This window comes from Flagellimonas amphidinii, from assembly GCF_013090115.1.
GTDB classification, from domain to species: Bacteria; Bacteroidota; Bacteroidia; order Flavobacteriales; family Flavobacteriaceae; genus Flagellimonas; species Flagellimonas amphidinii.
In genome coordinates this window covers 51,693-67,140 of the sequence record NZ_JABFNN010000031.1, presented here as the reverse complement: position 1 = coordinate 67,140, position 15,448 = coordinate 51,693, and the positions used below count along the sequence as shown (strand labels likewise).

Genomic DNA, 15,448 nt, shown 5'->3' with positions numbered 1-15,448 from the left:
TTTGCTCTTATTTAAATGTGGTCACCCCAAATTTTGCCGCTTCTTGCTTAGCGTCAGGTGCCCAGTTTGTTAAATTAGCGATTCTAGTATCGTTAGAGGGATGCGTGCTCAAGAACTCTGGCGGTGCTTGTCCTCCTGCGTTGGCTTTCATCCTTTTCCAAAGATTGGCTGCTTCATCTGGATTATACCCAGCAATGGCCATTATCTGTAGTCCTATACGGTCTGCTTCAGTCTCATGGCTTCTACTAAAAGGAAGCATAACTCCTACTGTTGACCCCAAGCCATAGGCTTGGTTGAACATGTTTCTTTTTTCTGGATCCTTTATGGCAACATTACCAGCTACAGCACCAATCTGTTGTACCATTCCAGCACTCATACGTTGGGCACCATGGTCTGCCAATGCGTGGGCAACTTCATGACCCATTACTACGGCAATTCCAGTTTCACTTTCAGCTATAGGAAGAATACCTGTATAAAAAACTATTTTACCGCCTGGCATACACCAAGCATTTACGGTTTCATCATTCACTAGATTATACTCCCATTGATAATCCTTCAAATAACCTGGATAACCATTGGCATCCAACCAACGTTCAGCTGCAGTGGAAATACGTTGCCCAACTCTTGTTATCATTTCGGCCTCTGAAGTTCCTGTGATTACCTTGTTTTCAGTCAAAAACTGATCATATTGGGCAAAGGCCATGGGGAAAATCTGACTGTTGGGGTAAAAGTTCAACGTACTTTTCCCAGTAAATGGATTCGTTTTACATGCAGCAACAGCAAGAAAGACCGCTACCGTCAAAATCAATCGTCTCATTGTATAATGTTAATAGTGTTTAGTAAAGGGAAAATACAAAAAAATTACTTTCCGAAAATGTGTAGTTCCGTAAAATCCTTACTAACCTCTAAAGTATTATTACCGTTGGGTTTCACATCATTCAAGTTTACTTCTTCATTATCCAATTCCACTTTTCCAATAGTAAATGGCAACCCGTGAAAGATTAGTTTGAATTTCTTATATGGAGTAATAAAATCCCCATCTTTAAACTGCTGGATAATGACCTCGTTCTCCTTGCCCCGCAATCTAAAATTCCTTAGACTATATCTACCCTTTTTATAATCATATCCGTCTTGTTGGTCTTCATAAATGGTGGAATTTTCAATACCTTCTTTATAATAAATATCAATTCCCAACTCTTTAATTTCCAATTCACCAACATATTGTTGCACTGGGTATTTTGGAATCATGGCCCCCTCTTTTACATACATGGGAATTACATGAATAGGTGCGGCAACCCATTTTTCAACTCCCCCTGTCACTACCTCATCTGTCCAATAGCTATACCATTTTCCTTTAGGAAAATACATGCGTCGTCCCTGTGCATTGGGTTCTTGCACAGGGCATATCAACATTTGCTCTCCAAAAAGAAACTCATCCGTTCTAAAGTGAGTCTGCGCATCTTCTTGATCATAAAAAACCAAGGATTGAAGCATCGGTAATCCGTTTTTGATGTATTTGTAAAATAGGGTGTACAAATACGGTAATAATTGATATCTGAGTTCAATATACTTTCTAACAATATCTGTGATTTCATCACCAAATGACCATGGTTCTTGATCTCCATGGTCTCCACTGGAGTGAACCCTACAAAATGGGTGGAAAATAGCCAGTTGAATCCATCTGGCAAATAGCTCTCCGTTGGGTTGTTCCGCAAAGCCTCCAATATCCGACCCAACAAAGGAATAACCACTCATACACATGCGTTGCATTTGTACATTGGCTATCCATAAATGTTCCCATGTGGCCACATTATCACCTGTCCATGTTGCACAGTAGCGCTGCGTACCTGAGTAAGCTGCTCTGGTCAACACAAATGGTCTTTTAGGAAAACTGAATTTTTTAACTCCTTCGTAAGTAGCCCTAACCATCTGCATACCATAAACATTATGGGCCTTTCTATGACTACACGGATTTCCGTCATAATCATGGCGAACATCAAGATTTGCAGTTTTGGTGGGAACTTCCATAATAGCGGGTTCGTTCATGTCGTTCCAAACACCATGAACTCCCATATCTGCAATCATTTGTTTATAAAGACCGGCCCACCATTCACGAACTTCTGGGTTGGTGAAATCTGGAAACTTACACTCTCCTGGCCAAACTTTTCCCTTAAAATGTGGCCCGTCTGCCCTTCTGCAGAAAAAACCATGATCCATGGCCTGTTGGTACACCCAATAATCACGATCTATTTTGATTCCCGGATCAATCATGGTAATGGTCTTGAAACCATCTTCCTCCAACTCATCAATCATTTTTTTAGGATTGGGGAAATATCGGTTGTTCCAGGTAAAACATCTGAAACCTTCCATATAATCAATATCCAAATAGATGGCATCGCAAGGAATCTTCAATTTTCTAAAGGTTGAAGCAATTTTTTTCACCTTCTTCTCTGGAAAATAACTCCATTTGGATTGATGGAAACCTAGAGCCCATAGAGGTGGGAGTTCTGGAACACCGGTCAAATCGGTATATGCTTCAACCACTTGACTGATTTTGGGACCATAAAAGAAATAATAGTTCATTTCTCCTCCATCAGCCCAAAAACTGGTCACATTTCTTTTCTCATTGGCAAAATCAAAATAAGTACTGAAAGAGTTATCAAAAAAGATTCCGTAAGCAATGTTTTCCTTGAGCCCCACATAGAAAGGAATGGCCTTATAGAGTGGTTCTTGATCTTTTCCATACGCATAAGAATCCGTCACCCAATTATTTACTCTTTTTCCTTTAAGGTTGGTGTGCGATGCTTTATCCCCCATCCCGTAATAGCTTTCACCAGAATGGGACACTTTACTCATTTTTACCACGTTACCTCCGTAGTCATAATTTTCTTCCCAATGAAAACCTCCTTCATCATCAGATAAAATTACCCCGTCCAAATCCTCAATTTGTACCTTGAGATTGGTTTTATTGATATAAATCTTAACTTTTGAAGTGGTTATGACATATTCTGGAATTTCATCCTTTACCAAGAGCTCATTGTATCCTAGGCTTACGTCATCACTTATGGCATAGGAAAAATCTGGTTCAAAAACATGTTCGGTAGCATACCTAAATCTAATGGCGCTATCCCGTAGTATGGTCAATTCTAGAATGACTCCATTTTGGGTTGTAAAATAGAATCTGTCCTTCTCCTGATTAAAATCAACAATATGATTAGGGTATTGGTTCCCTCTTTTGGCTATCTCTGTGTTGGTTATCATTTGCTACTCCATTGAGACTAACAAAAGAAACACATTAGGGTGAGAAATTAAAGAGATGTTCAAAACATCTTAACTAAAACGTTTTAGTGTTGATTTTATCGGTAAACAACAACACCCAAAGGTGGAAGGTTTAGTGCCACAGATTGTTCAAACCCATTCCAAGGCTCTGAGGAAGGTGTAACTGTTTTTTTTCCGATACCACTTCCTGAATATTTTTCAGCATCACTATTGAAAACTAATTTGAGTTTTTCTGTCTTTGGAACGCCAACTCGATAGTTCTCTCTAGGTACTGGTGTAAAATTACAAGCAATGATCAAGTCGTCCTTGGAATCATACCCTTTTCTAATATAGGTTAAAACCGTGTTTTCCTTATCGTTGTACTCTATCCATTGAAAACCTTCCGGACTGAACTGTTTTTCGTACAAAGCAGGATTGTTTTTATAGAGTTTGTTCAAATCTTTGATCAATTCCTGAATTCCAGAATGAAAATCATACTGAGTTAAGTGCCAATCCAAACTTTGTTGAAAATTCCATTCGGAAGATTGTCCAAATTCCCCACCCATGAACAGTAGATTACCGCCAGGGTGCGTGAACATATATCCAAAAAGCAACCTTAGGTTGGCAAAGCGTTGCCACTCGTCACCCGGCATACGATACAACAGCGATTTTTTTCCATATACCACTTCATCATGAGAAAAAGGAAGCATAAAATTCTCTGTAAACGCATAGGTCATACTAAAAGTGATGTCGTTTAAATCATATGATCTATAAATAGGTTCCTTTTTGAAGAACTCCAAAGTGTCATGCATCCAACCCATCATCCATTTCATGCCAAACCCAAGTCCTCCATGGTGCACCGGACTGGTAACCCCAGTAAATGCCGTTGATTCCTCTGCAATGGTCTGCACCCCTTTAAAACTAGCATAAACTTCGGTATTCATTTCCCGAATAAAGGACATAGCTTCCAAATTCTCGTTGTTGCCATACATATTGGGCTCCCATTCGCCATCTTCGCGGGAATAATCCAAATATAACATGGAAGCCACAGCATCAACCCTTAATCCATCAACATGAAATTGATCCAACCAAAAAATGGCATTACTAATAAGAAAAGCCCGAACTTCATTTCTTCCATAATTGAAAATCAAGCTTTTCCAATCTGGATGGTACCCTTTTCTTCTATCTGGGTGTTCATAGAGATGCGTACCATCAAAAAAACCAAGACCATGGGCGTCTTCAGGAAAATGGGATGGTACCCAATCCAGTATAACCCCTATTCCTTTTTGATGGAATTTATCCACTAGTGTTTTAAAATCCTCAGGTTTTCCAAATCGCGAGGTAGGTGCAAAATAACCCGTTAATTGATATCCCCAGGAAGGATCAAAGGGATATTCCATAACGGGCATAAATTCCACATGGGTAAAGCCCATTTTATGTACGTAATTCACCAATTCATCCGCAAGTTCCAAATAGGACATGTTTTGCCATCCATCTTTCTTTTTCCAAGAACCCAAATGCACTTCGTAAACGGAATAAGGCTTATCCAAGGCATTGTGTTGTTCACGGGTGTCCATCCATTTCTTGTCCTTCCAAGTATAGGGGGCATCCCATACCAACGAGGCAGTATTTGGAGGATGTTCACAGCATCTGGCAAACGGATCGGATTTTTCTGTCCATATGTCGTTATGATGCGAGTTTATCTTGTATTTATATTTGGCACCCTTGTCAACACCTGGAATAAAACCTTCCCATATGCCACTTGCATCCCATCTAACCTGCAACTCGTGTTCACCTGCGTTCCAAGAATTGAAATCACCAACTACCGAAACTGATTTTGCTGAAGGTGCCCAAACAGCAAAATAAGTTCCTTTTATTCCGTTTACTTCTGTGGGATGTGAGCCTAACTTATCATACAATCGAAAATGTTTTCCGGCTTTAAAAAGATTGATATCAAACTCTGTAAAAAAACTATGGGAGATTACTTTGGACATGACAGTTGGTTTAGCCAATACAATAATACACATCTTTAATCAAGAATCCGATTTTACGCTTCAAAGCTGAAAAGAATCATGGTTTTAAAAAAGTGGTACGCTTTTTGGAAAGGTATGGGAAACAAGCATAAATTAAGACAAATCAAAAATCAATTATCATGAATAAATTCAACGCTATTATCGGAGCATTTTTAGTACTTTTTATTGTATCCTGTGAAGGACCTGCTGGCCCTCCCGGTTTTGATGGACTAGACGGATTGGATGGAGCGGACGGTCAGGACGGAATTCAAGGACAGGTAGTTGAAGTGGATGGTGTTAACTTTGATTACGATGTAGATGGCAATATCTATAGCACCATAATAAACTTTAGCGATATCACAGATTTTGAAGTTTTTGAAGCTGATGCTGTTCTAGTATACCGTTTTGATGGAACCATCGATTTGGATGATAACAGCACTGCGGATGCTTGGAGTCAAATTCCACAAAGTTTCTTCCTACCTGAAGGAACCATTCAATATGTATCTGCTCATACTTTTGTGGATGTAGAACTTTTTATTGATGGAAATTTTGACCTTTCAGCATTGGATACCGGTTTTACTGACAATCAAAGTTTTAGAATAGTTTTTGTGCCCAGTGTATTTGCAAGTTCCTCAAAAATGGACACTTCCAACATTAGTAATGTAATGTCCTCATTAGGTCTTGAAGAAGATGATGTCCAAAAATTGGTGCTGCAATAAACTCATTCAACATAAATTACAAGTCTCATTGGTTGCAATCGGACTTTTTTGTTTTATATTTTTGAAAGGATAGTGACAAAAAAGCGTCTATTTATAAAAAAGCGCATATGGGAAAAAAATTGCTATGGATTACCTTAGTGTTCTTGGCGGGATGCAAGGGTATTTCACAAGAGGAAAAGAAAGTTACTGAAAAAGAGGAAATGGTGTACCCAATCACCAAAACCGATGCAGAATGGCGTGCCGAACTAACAGATATGGAATATTATGTGCTGAGAAAAGCTGCCACAGAAAGTGCATTTAGCAGCGAATTGCTCAATAATAAGCAAAAAGGCACTTATGTTTGTGCTGCATGCGAAACCCCACTATTCCGTAGCGAGCACAAGTTCAAATCTGGTACAGGATGGCCAAGTTTCGATAGGGAAATTGAAGGAAATGTGGCCTACAGTGTGGATTACAAAATTGGTGTTGCCCGAACAGAGGAACATTGTGCAACTTGTGGTGGACATTTAGGACACGTTTTTAACGATGGCCCAAGAAACACCACTGGCAAAAGACACTGTATCAATGGGGTTTCACTTGATTTCATTCCAGATGCCAATTAATTTATTTTGACAAAAAATATGACCCAGAAATACAGTATAGATAAATCAGAGGAAGATTGGAGAAAAGAACTCTCTCCAGAAGAGTATTATGTCTTAAGACAAAAAGGGACTGAACGACCTTATACAGGACAATACAATCTTCACTTTGAAAATGGTGATTACCATTGCAAGGCCTGTAACGCCAAACTTTTTAAGAGTGGAAACAAATTTGAAAGTGGCTGCGGATGGCCCTCTTTTGATCAAGCCATAGAAGGTGCCATTGAGTATATACGGGATACTTCGCATGGAATGATTCGCACGGAAACTGTATGCGCCAACTGTGGTAGTCATTTAGGGCATGTTTTTAACGATGGCCCCAAAGAAACAACCGGTCAGCGCTATTGCATCAATTCTGTGAGCATCAATTTTGACCCAGCTCAGGAAAAATGAATTTTGAGGAAAATTATCTCTCCAATGTCAAATTTGAATTTCATCGCTACAAGACGATGGGAGATAAAACCTTTGCCCAACTTTCCGAAGAAGATATATATTGGAAATATCAAGAAACAGATAATTCCATTGCCATCATTGTAAAACACATGGTAGGCAATATGTTGAGTCGTTGGACCAATTTTCTAACCGAAGACGGTGAAAAGAGCTGGCGCAACCGAGAAAATGAATTTCTAGGTCCATTTGCTTCAAAAACTGAAATGCTTTCCGCTTGGGAAAAAGGTTGGACATGTTTGTTCAATGCTTTAGAAAACGTCAAATCCTCCAATTTTGAAACAAAAATCAAAATAAGGAACGAAGAACACACAATTATTGAGGCGGTAAATCGTCAGTTGGCCCATTATTCAAGTCATGTTGGACAAATTGTTCTCCTTGGAAAGATGATCAAGGGTTCGGGTTGGAAATCTCTATCCATTCCAAAAGGGGGCTCGGAAGCCTTCAATAAAAAGATGTTCTCAAAAGACAAGTCTTGATTTCACAAACCAAGCTAATTTTGACTTTTCCCGGCTTGGGATTTGGGTATTGAATTCCGTACTTTTGCACCTGCCTATTTAGGGCAATTTCAACCATAACAACAAAAATCAAAATCTAATGAGCAAATACGATGTTATTGTTTTGGGCAGTGGTCCCGGTGGATATGTAACTGCAATACGGGCTTCACAGCTTGGTTTTAAAACGGCCGTTGTTGAAAAAGAAAGTTTGGGAGGTGTTTGTCTCAATTGGGGCTGTATCCCCACCAAAGCCCTTTTAAAGTCCGCTCAAGTTTTTGAGTACCTGAAACATGCTGAAGATTATGGTTTAAGTGCCAAAAAAGTAGAGCATGATTTTGGTGCCGTTGTCAAAAGAAGCCGTGGAGTTGCAGAAGGAATGAGCAAAGGTGTTCAATTTTTGATGAAAAAGAACAAAATTGATGTACTCAACGGTTTTGGAAAAATTCTACCTGGCAAAAAAATATTGGTGAGTGGTGAAGATGGCAGTTCAACTGAATATTCTGCCGACCATATCGTCATCGCAACCGGAGCGAGAAGTCGTGAGCTTCCTAGTCTTCCACAAGATGGCAAAAAAGTAATTGGTTACCGTGAGGCCATGTCCTTGGACAAACAACCCCAAAAAATGATTGTGGTAGGAAGCGGTGCCATCGGAATAGAATTTGCCTATTTCTACAATGCTATGGGAACCGAAGTGACCGTGGTGGAATACATGCCGAACATAGTTCCAGTTGAAGACGAGGATATCTCCAAACAATTGGAAAGAAGCTTTAAGAAAGCCGGTGTAAAAATAAAGACCAATGCTGAAGTTACACACGTGGACACCTCTGGTGATGGTGTAAAAGCTACCGTTAAAACTTCAAAAGGTGAAGAAATTTTAGAAGCAGATATTGTGTTATCTGCCGTAGGCATCAAAACCAATATAGAAAATATTGGACTGGAAGATGTAGGTATTGCCGTTGATCGAGATAAAATCTTGGTAAACGATTACTATCAAACCAACATACCAGGATATTATGCCATTGGTGATGTAACTCAAGGCCAAGCATTGGCCCATGTTGCCTCTGCCGAAGGTATTTTATGTGTTGAAAAAATTGCTGGGATGCATGTAGAACCGTTGGATTATGGAAACATTCCCGGTTGTACCTATTGTATTCCTGAAGTTGCTTCTGTGGGACTCACAGAAAAACAGGCCAAGGAGCAAGGGTATGATATTAAAGTGGGCAAATTTCCATTTTCAGCCAGTGGAAAAGCAAAAGCTTCTGGTAGCCCTGAAGGGTTTGTGAAAGTAATTTTTGATGCCAAATACGGCGAATGGTTGGGATGCCATATGATCGGGGTTGGCGTAACGGATATGATCGCGGAAGCTGTAGTAGCCAGAAAACTGGAAACTACCGGTCATGAGGTACTCAAAGCTGTTCACCCTCACCCTACAATGAGCGAAGCCGTAATGGAAGCTGTAGCTGATGCCTATGATGAAGTAATCCACCTATAAAAATGCTAAAACTTTTTAGGGCAACCGCTATTCTTGAAGGAATTTCCTATTTATTGTTATTTGGGATGACCATGCCGCTAAAACATTGGGCGGGAATCTTGGAACCCAATAAATTTGTAGGTTATGCCCATGGTGGCCTTTTTATACTATATGGCATATTGGCCATTGTTTTTTGTTGGGAACACAAATGGAGCATCAAAAAATTTTTGGTGCTCTTCATAGCTTCCTTACTGCCTTTTGGGACATTCTATGCGGATAAAAAATACTTGAAAGATTTAGCCTAAAAAACTCTGAATGGCCAAGTCGTAGCTTTGCAATCCAAAGCCTAGAATAACACCTTTTGCCCCTGAAGAAATATAGGAAACGTGCCTAAATTCCTCGCGTTTGTGGGTATTGGAAATATGTACTTCCACTACGGGGGCATTTACCGCTTTTACGGCATCACCGATACCTACAGAGGTGTGGGTATAGGATGCTGCGTTTAAAACAATGCCATCATAATCAAAACCCACTTCTTGGATTTTACCAATAAGCTCTCCTTCAATATTGGATTGAAAATACTCCAGTTCCACCTGTGGGAACTTTTGCTGTAGTTGAGCAAAATAATCTTCAAAAGTAGTACTGCCATATACCTCTGGCTCCCGTTTCCCCAACAAGTTTAAATTGGGACCGTTAATGATCATCAGTTTCATACGGCTAAAAATACAACAAAAAGAAAAGGGCGGGAACATCCCGCCACAAGTCTTTATTATTTAGTCTTTGTTTCAATTTATAGCAAACTGCAGACCAAAACCGAAGGCTAATATTTCATGACTCCCTACATGACTAAGTACAACCGAAGGTCTCCAATCAACATTAAACACAATGGGGATTTTATGAATCTTATAATTCAACCCTATATGAGGTCTCAGCGCAAAAATATTATCAGATTCTTCAAGAAGAATTATACTGGGTCCAATACCGCAATACCATTGTAGACCTTCTGGCCTAAAAAATTGTTTATGATACGAATACAAAGCGGTCAGTATAGTGGCATTATATCCAAAACCTATATTGGCTTGTCCTGCATGATGGTCAGCAAAAAAGTATTTTCCTGCAGCCTCAAAAAAAATATCCTCTCCGTAGAGTTCCAAACCAGCTCCTATAGCTCCTTTATAGTTTTGTGCCCTTAGAGACAATGTGCACAATAATATAATCCCCAAGGCAAAAAGTGTTTTTTTCATTTTTAAGCATTAAATGATTAATATTCAATAAATACACTGTAATACTTGGGGTTATGTACAGTTATTTTTATGGTGCTTATCAACTTAACCATTACTTTTTGCCCAATAGCAAAAATCTGTTTATGATGTTTTTTTAAAACAAAAACAGAATCCCGACGGTAGCTATTGAAAATGTAATATTGTCCTCACTCACCATATAGGAAACATTGAGTTCGGTATTTCCAGTTATGTTGTAACCCACCAAGGGCCTATAATACAACCCACCCTCCATAGCATCACTTATGCCTATCGCATAACCCACGTCCGCACCAAACTTAAAATGATACGTTGGATAGATACGGACTGATCCAGCAGCTGGAATAAATTGAAAGTCTTCAAACCCGGTATCGGATTCTCCAAAAGCATTTATAAAACCTGTAGCGAAACCAAGGTCCAATAGTTCAGAAATACCCCAGTGATAATTCACATCCAATCCTACACTAAAGCTTGAGACATTGCTAGCATCTCCTACGGGAAGCCCTGCATTGAAACCAGCTTTAAAACTACTTCTATCTTGAGCACTAATAGTTAGACAAATAATGAATAGCGTAATGGTTGTTACAATGGTTTTTTTCATGGTTGGAAAAGTTTTTTAGACTGTTAAAACGTAATGTCATTCAAAAAATTATGAAATAAACAATAAGGTTTTAGCCCAATTGGAAGTCTAAACACTCCCCATACCATGAAATCATATCATACTAAAATCCTAGACCAATGGAAGCTCCAAGTCTTAGTCCAAGTCCATCAAATCCAAAATTGAATGAATCGTCATCCGAATCAACACTAAAGAAGGCCGGTCCTCCATAGATATCTAGAGTTATAGGATCCCAATTCCATTGATAACCTCCTACGCCACCAGCAATCAAAACTGAAGTTTTAAAACTTCCGGACTTAGAAGAATAGTAGCTAGCCACTGGTGCCAAAAACCACCCTTCAGGAGCATACTTTCCATTTTGGACATAAAATCTATACTGCACTCCCAAACCAAAACCATTATAGTTTTGACTTCCAGAAGTAAAAGATTGATAACCTAAATCAATTTGAAACGACTGATTTTCGTTTAAAACTCGCTCATAACCAATTTCCAAAGAACCAAAAAGTAATGCCAGTGGGTTTACCTTAATCACATTTTCTTGAGCATTAACCTTCATTCCAATAAAAATAAAGGCAATTGCCACTAAATAAATTTTTCTCATAATTTAGGTTTAAAGATTTGGTGTAAAAATATTTGGGTATGCAGAATAATTACTTACCATTTGATCAACACCCATTATCAGTTGACAAAAACCATATTTTGAACAAAAAATTAATTTGTATTTATCTTTAAACCATGAATTGGAAGCAATCCATGCAGGATTACAAAAATTATCTAAGGATAGAAAGGGGTCTCGCGGACAATACTATTGTAAACTATGCCATGGATATTCAAAAACTATCAGATTATCTCCAAAATCATACTTCTAATGTTTCACCCGTTCAAATTGAAAAAGAACTGGTTCAACAATTTATCTATGATATGGCAAAGGTGGTAAATCCACGAACTCAGGCTCGTATAATATCTGGACTGAAAGGTTTTTTCAGCTACCTAGTTTTTGAAGATTATAGGGAAGATAATCCAATGGATTTAATTGAAACCCCTAAAATTGGAAGAAAACTTCCAGATACTCTGTCCGTGGAGGAAATCAATAAACTGATCAAAGCTATTGATCTTTCCAAACCTGAAGGGGAACGCAATAGGGCCATTTTGGAAACCTTATACGGTTGTGGACTTCGGGTATCAGAATTGGTGAATCTAAAGCTTTCTGACCTTTATTTTGATGAAGACTTTATTAAAGTGACCGGCAAAGGCAACAAGCAACGCTTCGTCCCCATTAGCACCATAAACAAAAAGTACATCAATATTTACTGTAAAGAGATAAGGGTACATGTACCTATTCAAAAAGAACACGAAGATTATTTGTTCTTAAACCGTAGGGGAAAGCAACTCACCAGAGCCATGATATTTACCATTATCAAACGACTGGCAGAAAAAATTGGACTGCAAAAAAATATAAGCCCACACACATTTAGGCATTCTTTTGCGACCCATTTGTTGGAAAATGGTGCCGATTTAAGGGCTATTCAGCAAATGTTGGGACACGAGAGCATAACCACCACAGAAATTTACATGCATGTAAACAGAACACAACTGGCTAGAGTACTACAAGAATTCCACCCTAGAAAGTAATATTTAAACTGTGGATTTTTGCTTCTTGCCTACCTGATACTGTTTCTTAAAAGGTCGAATAATCAATCGTGCCTCACGATCAAATCGAATATAATTATACACCCAATTGATAAAGACAACCAACCTATTTCTGAAGCCGATTAAAAAATAAAGGTGTACAAACATCCAGACAAACCAAGCAAACACTCCTTGGAACTTGAATTTTGGCAAATCCACCACAGCTTTGTTCCTGCCAACAGTGGCCATACTGCCCTTATCTTTATATACAAAGGGTTTCATTGGTTTTTCCTCCAACAGTTTCACCAAATTTTCTCCAAGATTAGCTCCTTGTTGGATGGCGGGTTGTGCCATCATGGGGTGTCCATGAGGAAATGCTTCGGTTTCCATCTGTGCCACATCCCCTATGGCAAAAATCTCTTCAAAACCTTCTACTTGATGATAGCGGTTTACCTTTAAGCGATTGCCTCTACATAAAAAATCCTTGGCATCCAATCCTTGAATACAAACTGCCTTTACCCCAGCAGCCCAAATTAATGTGGCCGTTTCAAAAGAGGTCTCGGTGTTGGTGGAAACATGTTTTCCATCATAATCTGACACTCTAATGTCTTTCCAAACATTCACCCCAAGGTTTTCCAAAAAACGTTCCGCTTTATGGGAGGCCACCTCACTCATGGCAGGTAAAATTCGGTCACTTCCTTGCACCAAATTTATTTGGGCCCTTCGGGTATCCAAATCTGGGTAATCCTTTGGCAAAATTCCTTTTTTGATTTCGGCCAAAGCACCTGCCAGCTCCACTCCAGTGGGTCCACCTCCTACTATTACAAAGTTCATTAAGGCATCCCGTTCATGAAGGTCGTCTGTTAAAAGTGCCTGTTCAAAATTCTCAAGGATCAAACTTCTCAAGTTCAAGGACTGCGGAATGGTCTTCATGGCCATGCTTTTAGCCTGTAGGTTTTCATTTCCGAAGAAATTAGTTTGAGATCCTGTAGCAACAACCAAATAATCGTAACCAATTTCACCAATATTGGTATCCACAGTTCTTTTGTCCGTATCTATTTTCTCAACATTTGCCAATCGAAAATAAAAGTTGGGATACCCTTGAAGTACTTTTCGAATGGGGTAAGCAATGGAATCCGGCTCAAGTCCACCTGTAGAAACCTGATATAAAAGCGGTTGAAATGTATGATAGTTATGCTTGTCCAACAAAACTACCTGAACTTCTTTTTTACTTAGTTTTCTAGCTAATGAAATACCTCCAAAACCACCACCAATTATGATGATTCGCGGAAGACTGGATTGTGGAATATTCATCTCTGACATGGGGGCAAATTTACGGAATCCCCAGTAGGGAAAATCAACCTGACCTATGTTTTTTAGTATCTTTAAGTGCTAATTCAAAAAAACCTCCAACATGAAAAAAATTCTCCCATTAAGTATTATTGCCTTACTATCCGCAACTTTTGTTTTTGCACAAGAAAACAAAGATGTGGTTTTAAAAGAATTAAATGCCAAAACAGATACATACGGTGCAATTGCCCATGAGATTTGGGAACTTGCTGAAATGGGGTATTTAGAGGAGAAAAGCTCTGCGCTTTTGCAAAAAACACTATCCGATGCTGGATTTTCCATTAAATCAGGAATTGCTGGAATCCCAACTGCATTCGAAGCAGAATATGGCTCTGGCTATCCCGTAATTGCTATTTTGGGAGAATACGATGCCTTGCCAGGTCTTTCTCAACAAGCAGTACCCGAAAAAAAATCAGCCAACAAAGCTGCAGGACATGCCTGCGGACATCACCTTTTCGGAACTGCCTCCACTGCTGCTGCCATTTCTGTTAAAGATTGGCTAAAATCCAACAAAATTCAAGGAACCATCCGTTTTTATGGATGCCCCGCAGAAGAAGGTGGTTCCGGAAAAGTATATATGGTCAGAGAGGGTGTTTTTAACGATGTTGATATCGTGTTACATTGGCACCCAGGTGCTCAAAATGCAGCAAACGCTGGAGCAGCACTGGCCAACAAATCTGCCAAATTCAGATTTTACGGCACTTCTGCACATGCAGCAGGTGCACCAGAACGTGGACGTTCCGCTTTGGATGGTGTTGAAGCTATGAACATGATGATCAACATGATGCGTGAGCACATTCCACAAGAGGCTAGAATCCATTATGTAATCACTGATGGAGGTAAAGCACCAAATGTTGTTCCCAACTTTGCTGAAGTTTATTACTATGCCCGTCACAATAGTAGAGATGTTGTTATTGATATTTTTGATAGAATGGTTAAAGCAGCAGAAGGTGCAGCTTTGGGAACAGGCACAACCATGGATTATGAAATGATTGGAGGAACCCATGAATTGCTGCCAAATCTTACCCTACAAAAAATTATGTACGACAATTTGAAAGAAGTCGGGGGCATATCCTATACTCAGGATGAAAAAGTTTTTGCTGAAAAAATATCTAAAAGTTTGGGCTATGAAACATTGGATATGAACAAAATTCAAAATATACAACCATATAAAGAAACAGCCAGAGCTTATGGTTCAACCGATGTTGGTGACGTTAGTTTTACAGTGCCAACAGCTGGGTTATCTACTGCAACATGGGTGCCTGGAACTCCAGCACATAGCTGGCAGGCTGTGGCTGCCGGTGGAATGTCTATCGGAACCAAAGGAATGATGGTAGCCGCCAAGACCTTGGCACTTACTGCAATGCATCTATTTGAAAAACCAGAAATAGTTTCCAAAGCCAAAGCTGAATTAATAGAAAGAAGAGGGAAAGACTTTAAATATATTCCCCTTTTGGGTGATAGACCACCAGCACTGGACTATAGAAAATAAATTATTTATTTTTTAGAAGTATGTAACAAAATTGTTACTTCCGGTACATATAAGGTA

16 protein-coding genes are annotated in these 15,448 nt (G+C 39.2%); 8 read left to right on the top strand and 8 right to left on the bottom strand.

Annotation, left to right across the window (positions count from 1 at the left end; all coding sequences use genetic code 11):
- Positions 1 to 7 precede the first annotated feature (7 nt).
- The 3 genes from HJC33_RS08790 to glgB form a co-directional block, all read right to left on the bottom strand.
- A complete protein-coding gene (locus tag HJC33_RS08790; RefSeq protein WP_171658449.1) occupies positions 8 to 817 on the bottom strand; it encodes a M48 family metallopeptidase in 810 nt (269 codons plus the stop codon).
- Between the two features lie 44 nt (positions 818 to 861).
- Positions 862 to 3,261 carry a glycoside hydrolase family 31 protein gene (locus HJC33_RS08785; protein WP_171658448.1) on the bottom strand — a complete coding sequence of 800 codons (2,400 nt, stop codon included), beginning with the start codon at positions 3,259 to 3,261 and terminating at the stop codon, positions 862 to 864.
- Between the two features lie 95 nt (positions 3,262 to 3,356).
- Positions 3,357 to 5,252 (bottom strand): 1,4-alpha-glucan branching protein GlgB, encoded by a 1,896-nt coding sequence (glgB, locus tag HJC33_RS08780; protein ID WP_171658447.1) that lies wholly within the window; start codon positions 5,250 to 5,252, stop codon positions 3,357 to 3,359.
- 158 nt (positions 5,253 to 5,410) lie between these two features.
- Here glgB and HJC33_RS08775 point away from each other — a divergent pair, with 158 nt between their 5' ends.
- From HJC33_RS08775 to HJC33_RS08750, 6 genes are all read left to right on the top strand, one after another.
- Positions 5,411 to 5,989, top strand: a complete 579-nt coding sequence (locus tag HJC33_RS08775; protein ID WP_171658446.1) for a collagen-like triple helix repeat-containing protein — start codon at positions 5,411 to 5,413, stop codon at positions 5,987 to 5,989.
- Positions 5,990 to 6,096: 107 nt separating this feature from the next.
- Complete coding sequence (gene msrB / locus HJC33_RS08770) at positions 6,097 to 6,591, top strand: peptide-methionine (R)-S-oxide reductase MsrB (protein ID WP_171658445.1); 495 nt, start codon at positions 6,097 to 6,099, stop codon at positions 6,589 to 6,591.
- Positions 6,592 to 6,609: 18 nt separating this feature from the next.
- On the top strand, positions 6,610 to 7,020 hold the full coding sequence (gene msrB, locus HJC33_RS08765) for a peptide-methionine (R)-S-oxide reductase MsrB (RefSeq protein WP_171658444.1): 411 nt from the start codon (positions 6,610 to 6,612) through the stop codon (positions 7,018 to 7,020).
- Positions 7,017 to 7,553 carry a DUF1572 family protein gene (locus HJC33_RS08760; protein ID WP_171658443.1) on the top strand — a complete coding sequence of 179 codons (537 nt, stop codon included), beginning with the start codon at positions 7,017 to 7,019 and terminating at the stop codon, positions 7,551 to 7,553. The genes msrB (HJC33_RS08765) and HJC33_RS08760 overlap by 4 nt, the downstream gene beginning before the upstream one ends.
- Before the next feature lie 118 nt (positions 7,554 to 7,671).
- Positions 7,672 to 9,063, top strand: coding sequence for a dihydrolipoyl dehydrogenase (gene lpdA / locus HJC33_RS08755; protein WP_171658442.1), 1,392 nt, complete (start codon positions 7,672 to 7,674; stop codon positions 9,061 to 9,063).
- A gap of 2 nt (positions 9,064 to 9,065) precedes the next feature.
- Complete coding sequence (locus tag HJC33_RS08750) at positions 9,066 to 9,347, top strand: DUF3817 domain-containing protein (RefSeq protein WP_171658441.1); 282 nt, start codon at positions 9,066 to 9,068, stop codon at positions 9,345 to 9,347.
- On the opposite strand, the gene aroQ is transcribed toward HJC33_RS08750, so the two are convergent.
- The 4 genes from aroQ to HJC33_RS08730 form a co-directional block, all read right to left on the bottom strand.
- Positions 9,339 to 9,755 (bottom strand): type II 3-dehydroquinate dehydratase, encoded by a 417-nt coding sequence (aroQ, locus tag HJC33_RS08745; RefSeq protein ID WP_171658440.1) that lies wholly within the window; start codon positions 9,753 to 9,755, stop codon positions 9,339 to 9,341. The genes HJC33_RS08750 and aroQ overlap by 9 nt on opposite strands.
- 72 nt (positions 9,756 to 9,827) lie before the next feature.
- Positions 9,828 to 10,286: a hypothetical protein gene (locus HJC33_RS08740; protein ID WP_171658439.1), complete on the bottom strand. Its 459-nt coding sequence runs from the start codon at positions 10,284 to 10,286 to the stop codon at positions 9,828 to 9,830.
- Positions 10,287 to 10,419: 133 nt separating this feature from the next.
- Positions 10,420 to 10,902, bottom strand: coding sequence for a hypothetical protein (locus tag HJC33_RS08735; RefSeq protein ID WP_171658438.1), 483 nt, complete (start codon positions 10,900 to 10,902; stop codon positions 10,420 to 10,422).
- A gap of 121 nt (positions 10,903 to 11,023) precedes the next feature.
- Positions 11,024 to 11,521, bottom strand: a complete 498-nt coding sequence (locus HJC33_RS08730) for a DUF3575 domain-containing protein (RefSeq protein WP_171658437.1) — start codon at positions 11,519 to 11,521, stop codon at positions 11,024 to 11,026.
- A 134-nt stretch (positions 11,522 to 11,655) separates the two neighbouring features.
- On the opposite strand from HJC33_RS08730, the gene xerD reads away from it, so the two are divergent.
- On the top strand, positions 11,656 to 12,552 hold the full coding sequence (gene xerD, locus HJC33_RS08725) for a site-specific tyrosine recombinase XerD (protein WP_171658436.1): 897 nt from the start codon (positions 11,656 to 11,658) through the stop codon (positions 12,550 to 12,552).
- 3 nt (positions 12,553 to 12,555) lie between these two features.
- On the opposite strand, the gene HJC33_RS08720 is transcribed toward xerD, so the two are convergent.
- On the bottom strand, positions 12,556 to 13,863 hold the full coding sequence (locus HJC33_RS08720; RefSeq protein WP_171658627.1) for an NAD(P)/FAD-dependent oxidoreductase: 1,308 nt from the start codon (positions 13,861 to 13,863) through the stop codon (positions 12,556 to 12,558).
- 100 nt (positions 13,864 to 13,963) lie between these two features.
- On the opposite strand from HJC33_RS08720, the gene HJC33_RS08715 reads away from it, so the two are divergent.
- Positions 13,964 to 15,391, top strand: coding sequence for an amidohydrolase (locus HJC33_RS08715; protein WP_171658435.1), 1,428 nt, complete (start codon positions 13,964 to 13,966; stop codon positions 15,389 to 15,391).
- Positions 15,392 to 15,448 lie beyond the last annotated feature (57 nt).

Excerpts from the sequence above, each read along its gene's own strand:
- HJC33_RS08790 (WP_171658449.1), bottom strand. The coding sequence starts at position 817 with ATGAGACGATTGATTTTGACGGTAGCGGTCTTTCTTGCTGTTGCTGCA.
- HJC33_RS08785 (WP_171658448.1), bottom strand. The coding sequence starts at position 3,261 with ATGATAACCAACACAGAGATAGCCAAAAGAGGGAACCAATACCCTAAT.
- glgB (WP_171658447.1), bottom strand. The coding sequence starts at position 5,252 with ATGTCCAAAGTAATCTCCCATAGTTTTTTTACAGAGTTTGATATCAAT.
- HJC33_RS08775 (WP_171658446.1), top strand. The coding sequence starts at position 5,411 with ATGAATAAATTCAACGCTATTATCGGAGCATTTTTAGTACTTTTTATT.
- msrB (WP_171658445.1), top strand. The coding sequence starts at position 6,097 with ATGGGAAAAAAATTGCTATGGATTACCTTAGTGTTCTTGGCGGGATGC.
- msrB (WP_171658444.1), top strand. The coding sequence starts at position 6,610 with ATGACCCAGAAATACAGTATAGATAAATCAGAGGAAGATTGGAGAAAA.
- HJC33_RS08760 (WP_171658443.1), top strand. The coding sequence starts at position 7,017 with ATGAATTTTGAGGAAAATTATCTCTCCAATGTCAAATTTGAATTTCAT.
- lpdA (WP_171658442.1), top strand. The coding sequence starts at position 7,672 with ATGAGCAAATACGATGTTATTGTTTTGGGCAGTGGTCCCGGTGGATAT.
- HJC33_RS08750 (WP_171658441.1), top strand. The coding sequence starts at position 9,066 with ATGCTAAAACTTTTTAGGGCAACCGCTATTCTTGAAGGAATTTCCTAT.
- aroQ (WP_171658440.1), bottom strand. The coding sequence starts at position 9,755 with ATGAAACTGATGATCATTAACGGTCCCAATTTAAACTTGTTGGGGAAA.
- HJC33_RS08740 (WP_171658439.1), bottom strand. The coding sequence starts at position 10,286 with ATGAAAAAAACACTTTTTGCCTTGGGGATTATATTATTGTGCACATTG.
- HJC33_RS08735 (WP_171658438.1), bottom strand. The coding sequence starts at position 10,902 with ATGAAAAAAACCATTGTAACAACCATTACGCTATTCATTATTTGTCTA.
- HJC33_RS08730 (WP_171658437.1), bottom strand. The coding sequence starts at position 11,521 with ATGAGAAAAATTTATTTAGTGGCAATTGCCTTTATTTTTATTGGAATG.
- xerD (WP_171658436.1), top strand. The coding sequence starts at position 11,656 with ATGAATTGGAAGCAATCCATGCAGGATTACAAAAATTATCTAAGGATA.
- HJC33_RS08720 (WP_171658627.1), bottom strand. The coding sequence starts at position 13,863 with ATGAATATTCCACAATCCAGTCTTCCGCGAATCATCATAATTGGTGGT.
- HJC33_RS08715 (WP_171658435.1), top strand. The coding sequence starts at position 13,964 with ATGAAAAAAATTCTCCCATTAAGTATTATTGCCTTACTATCCGCAACT.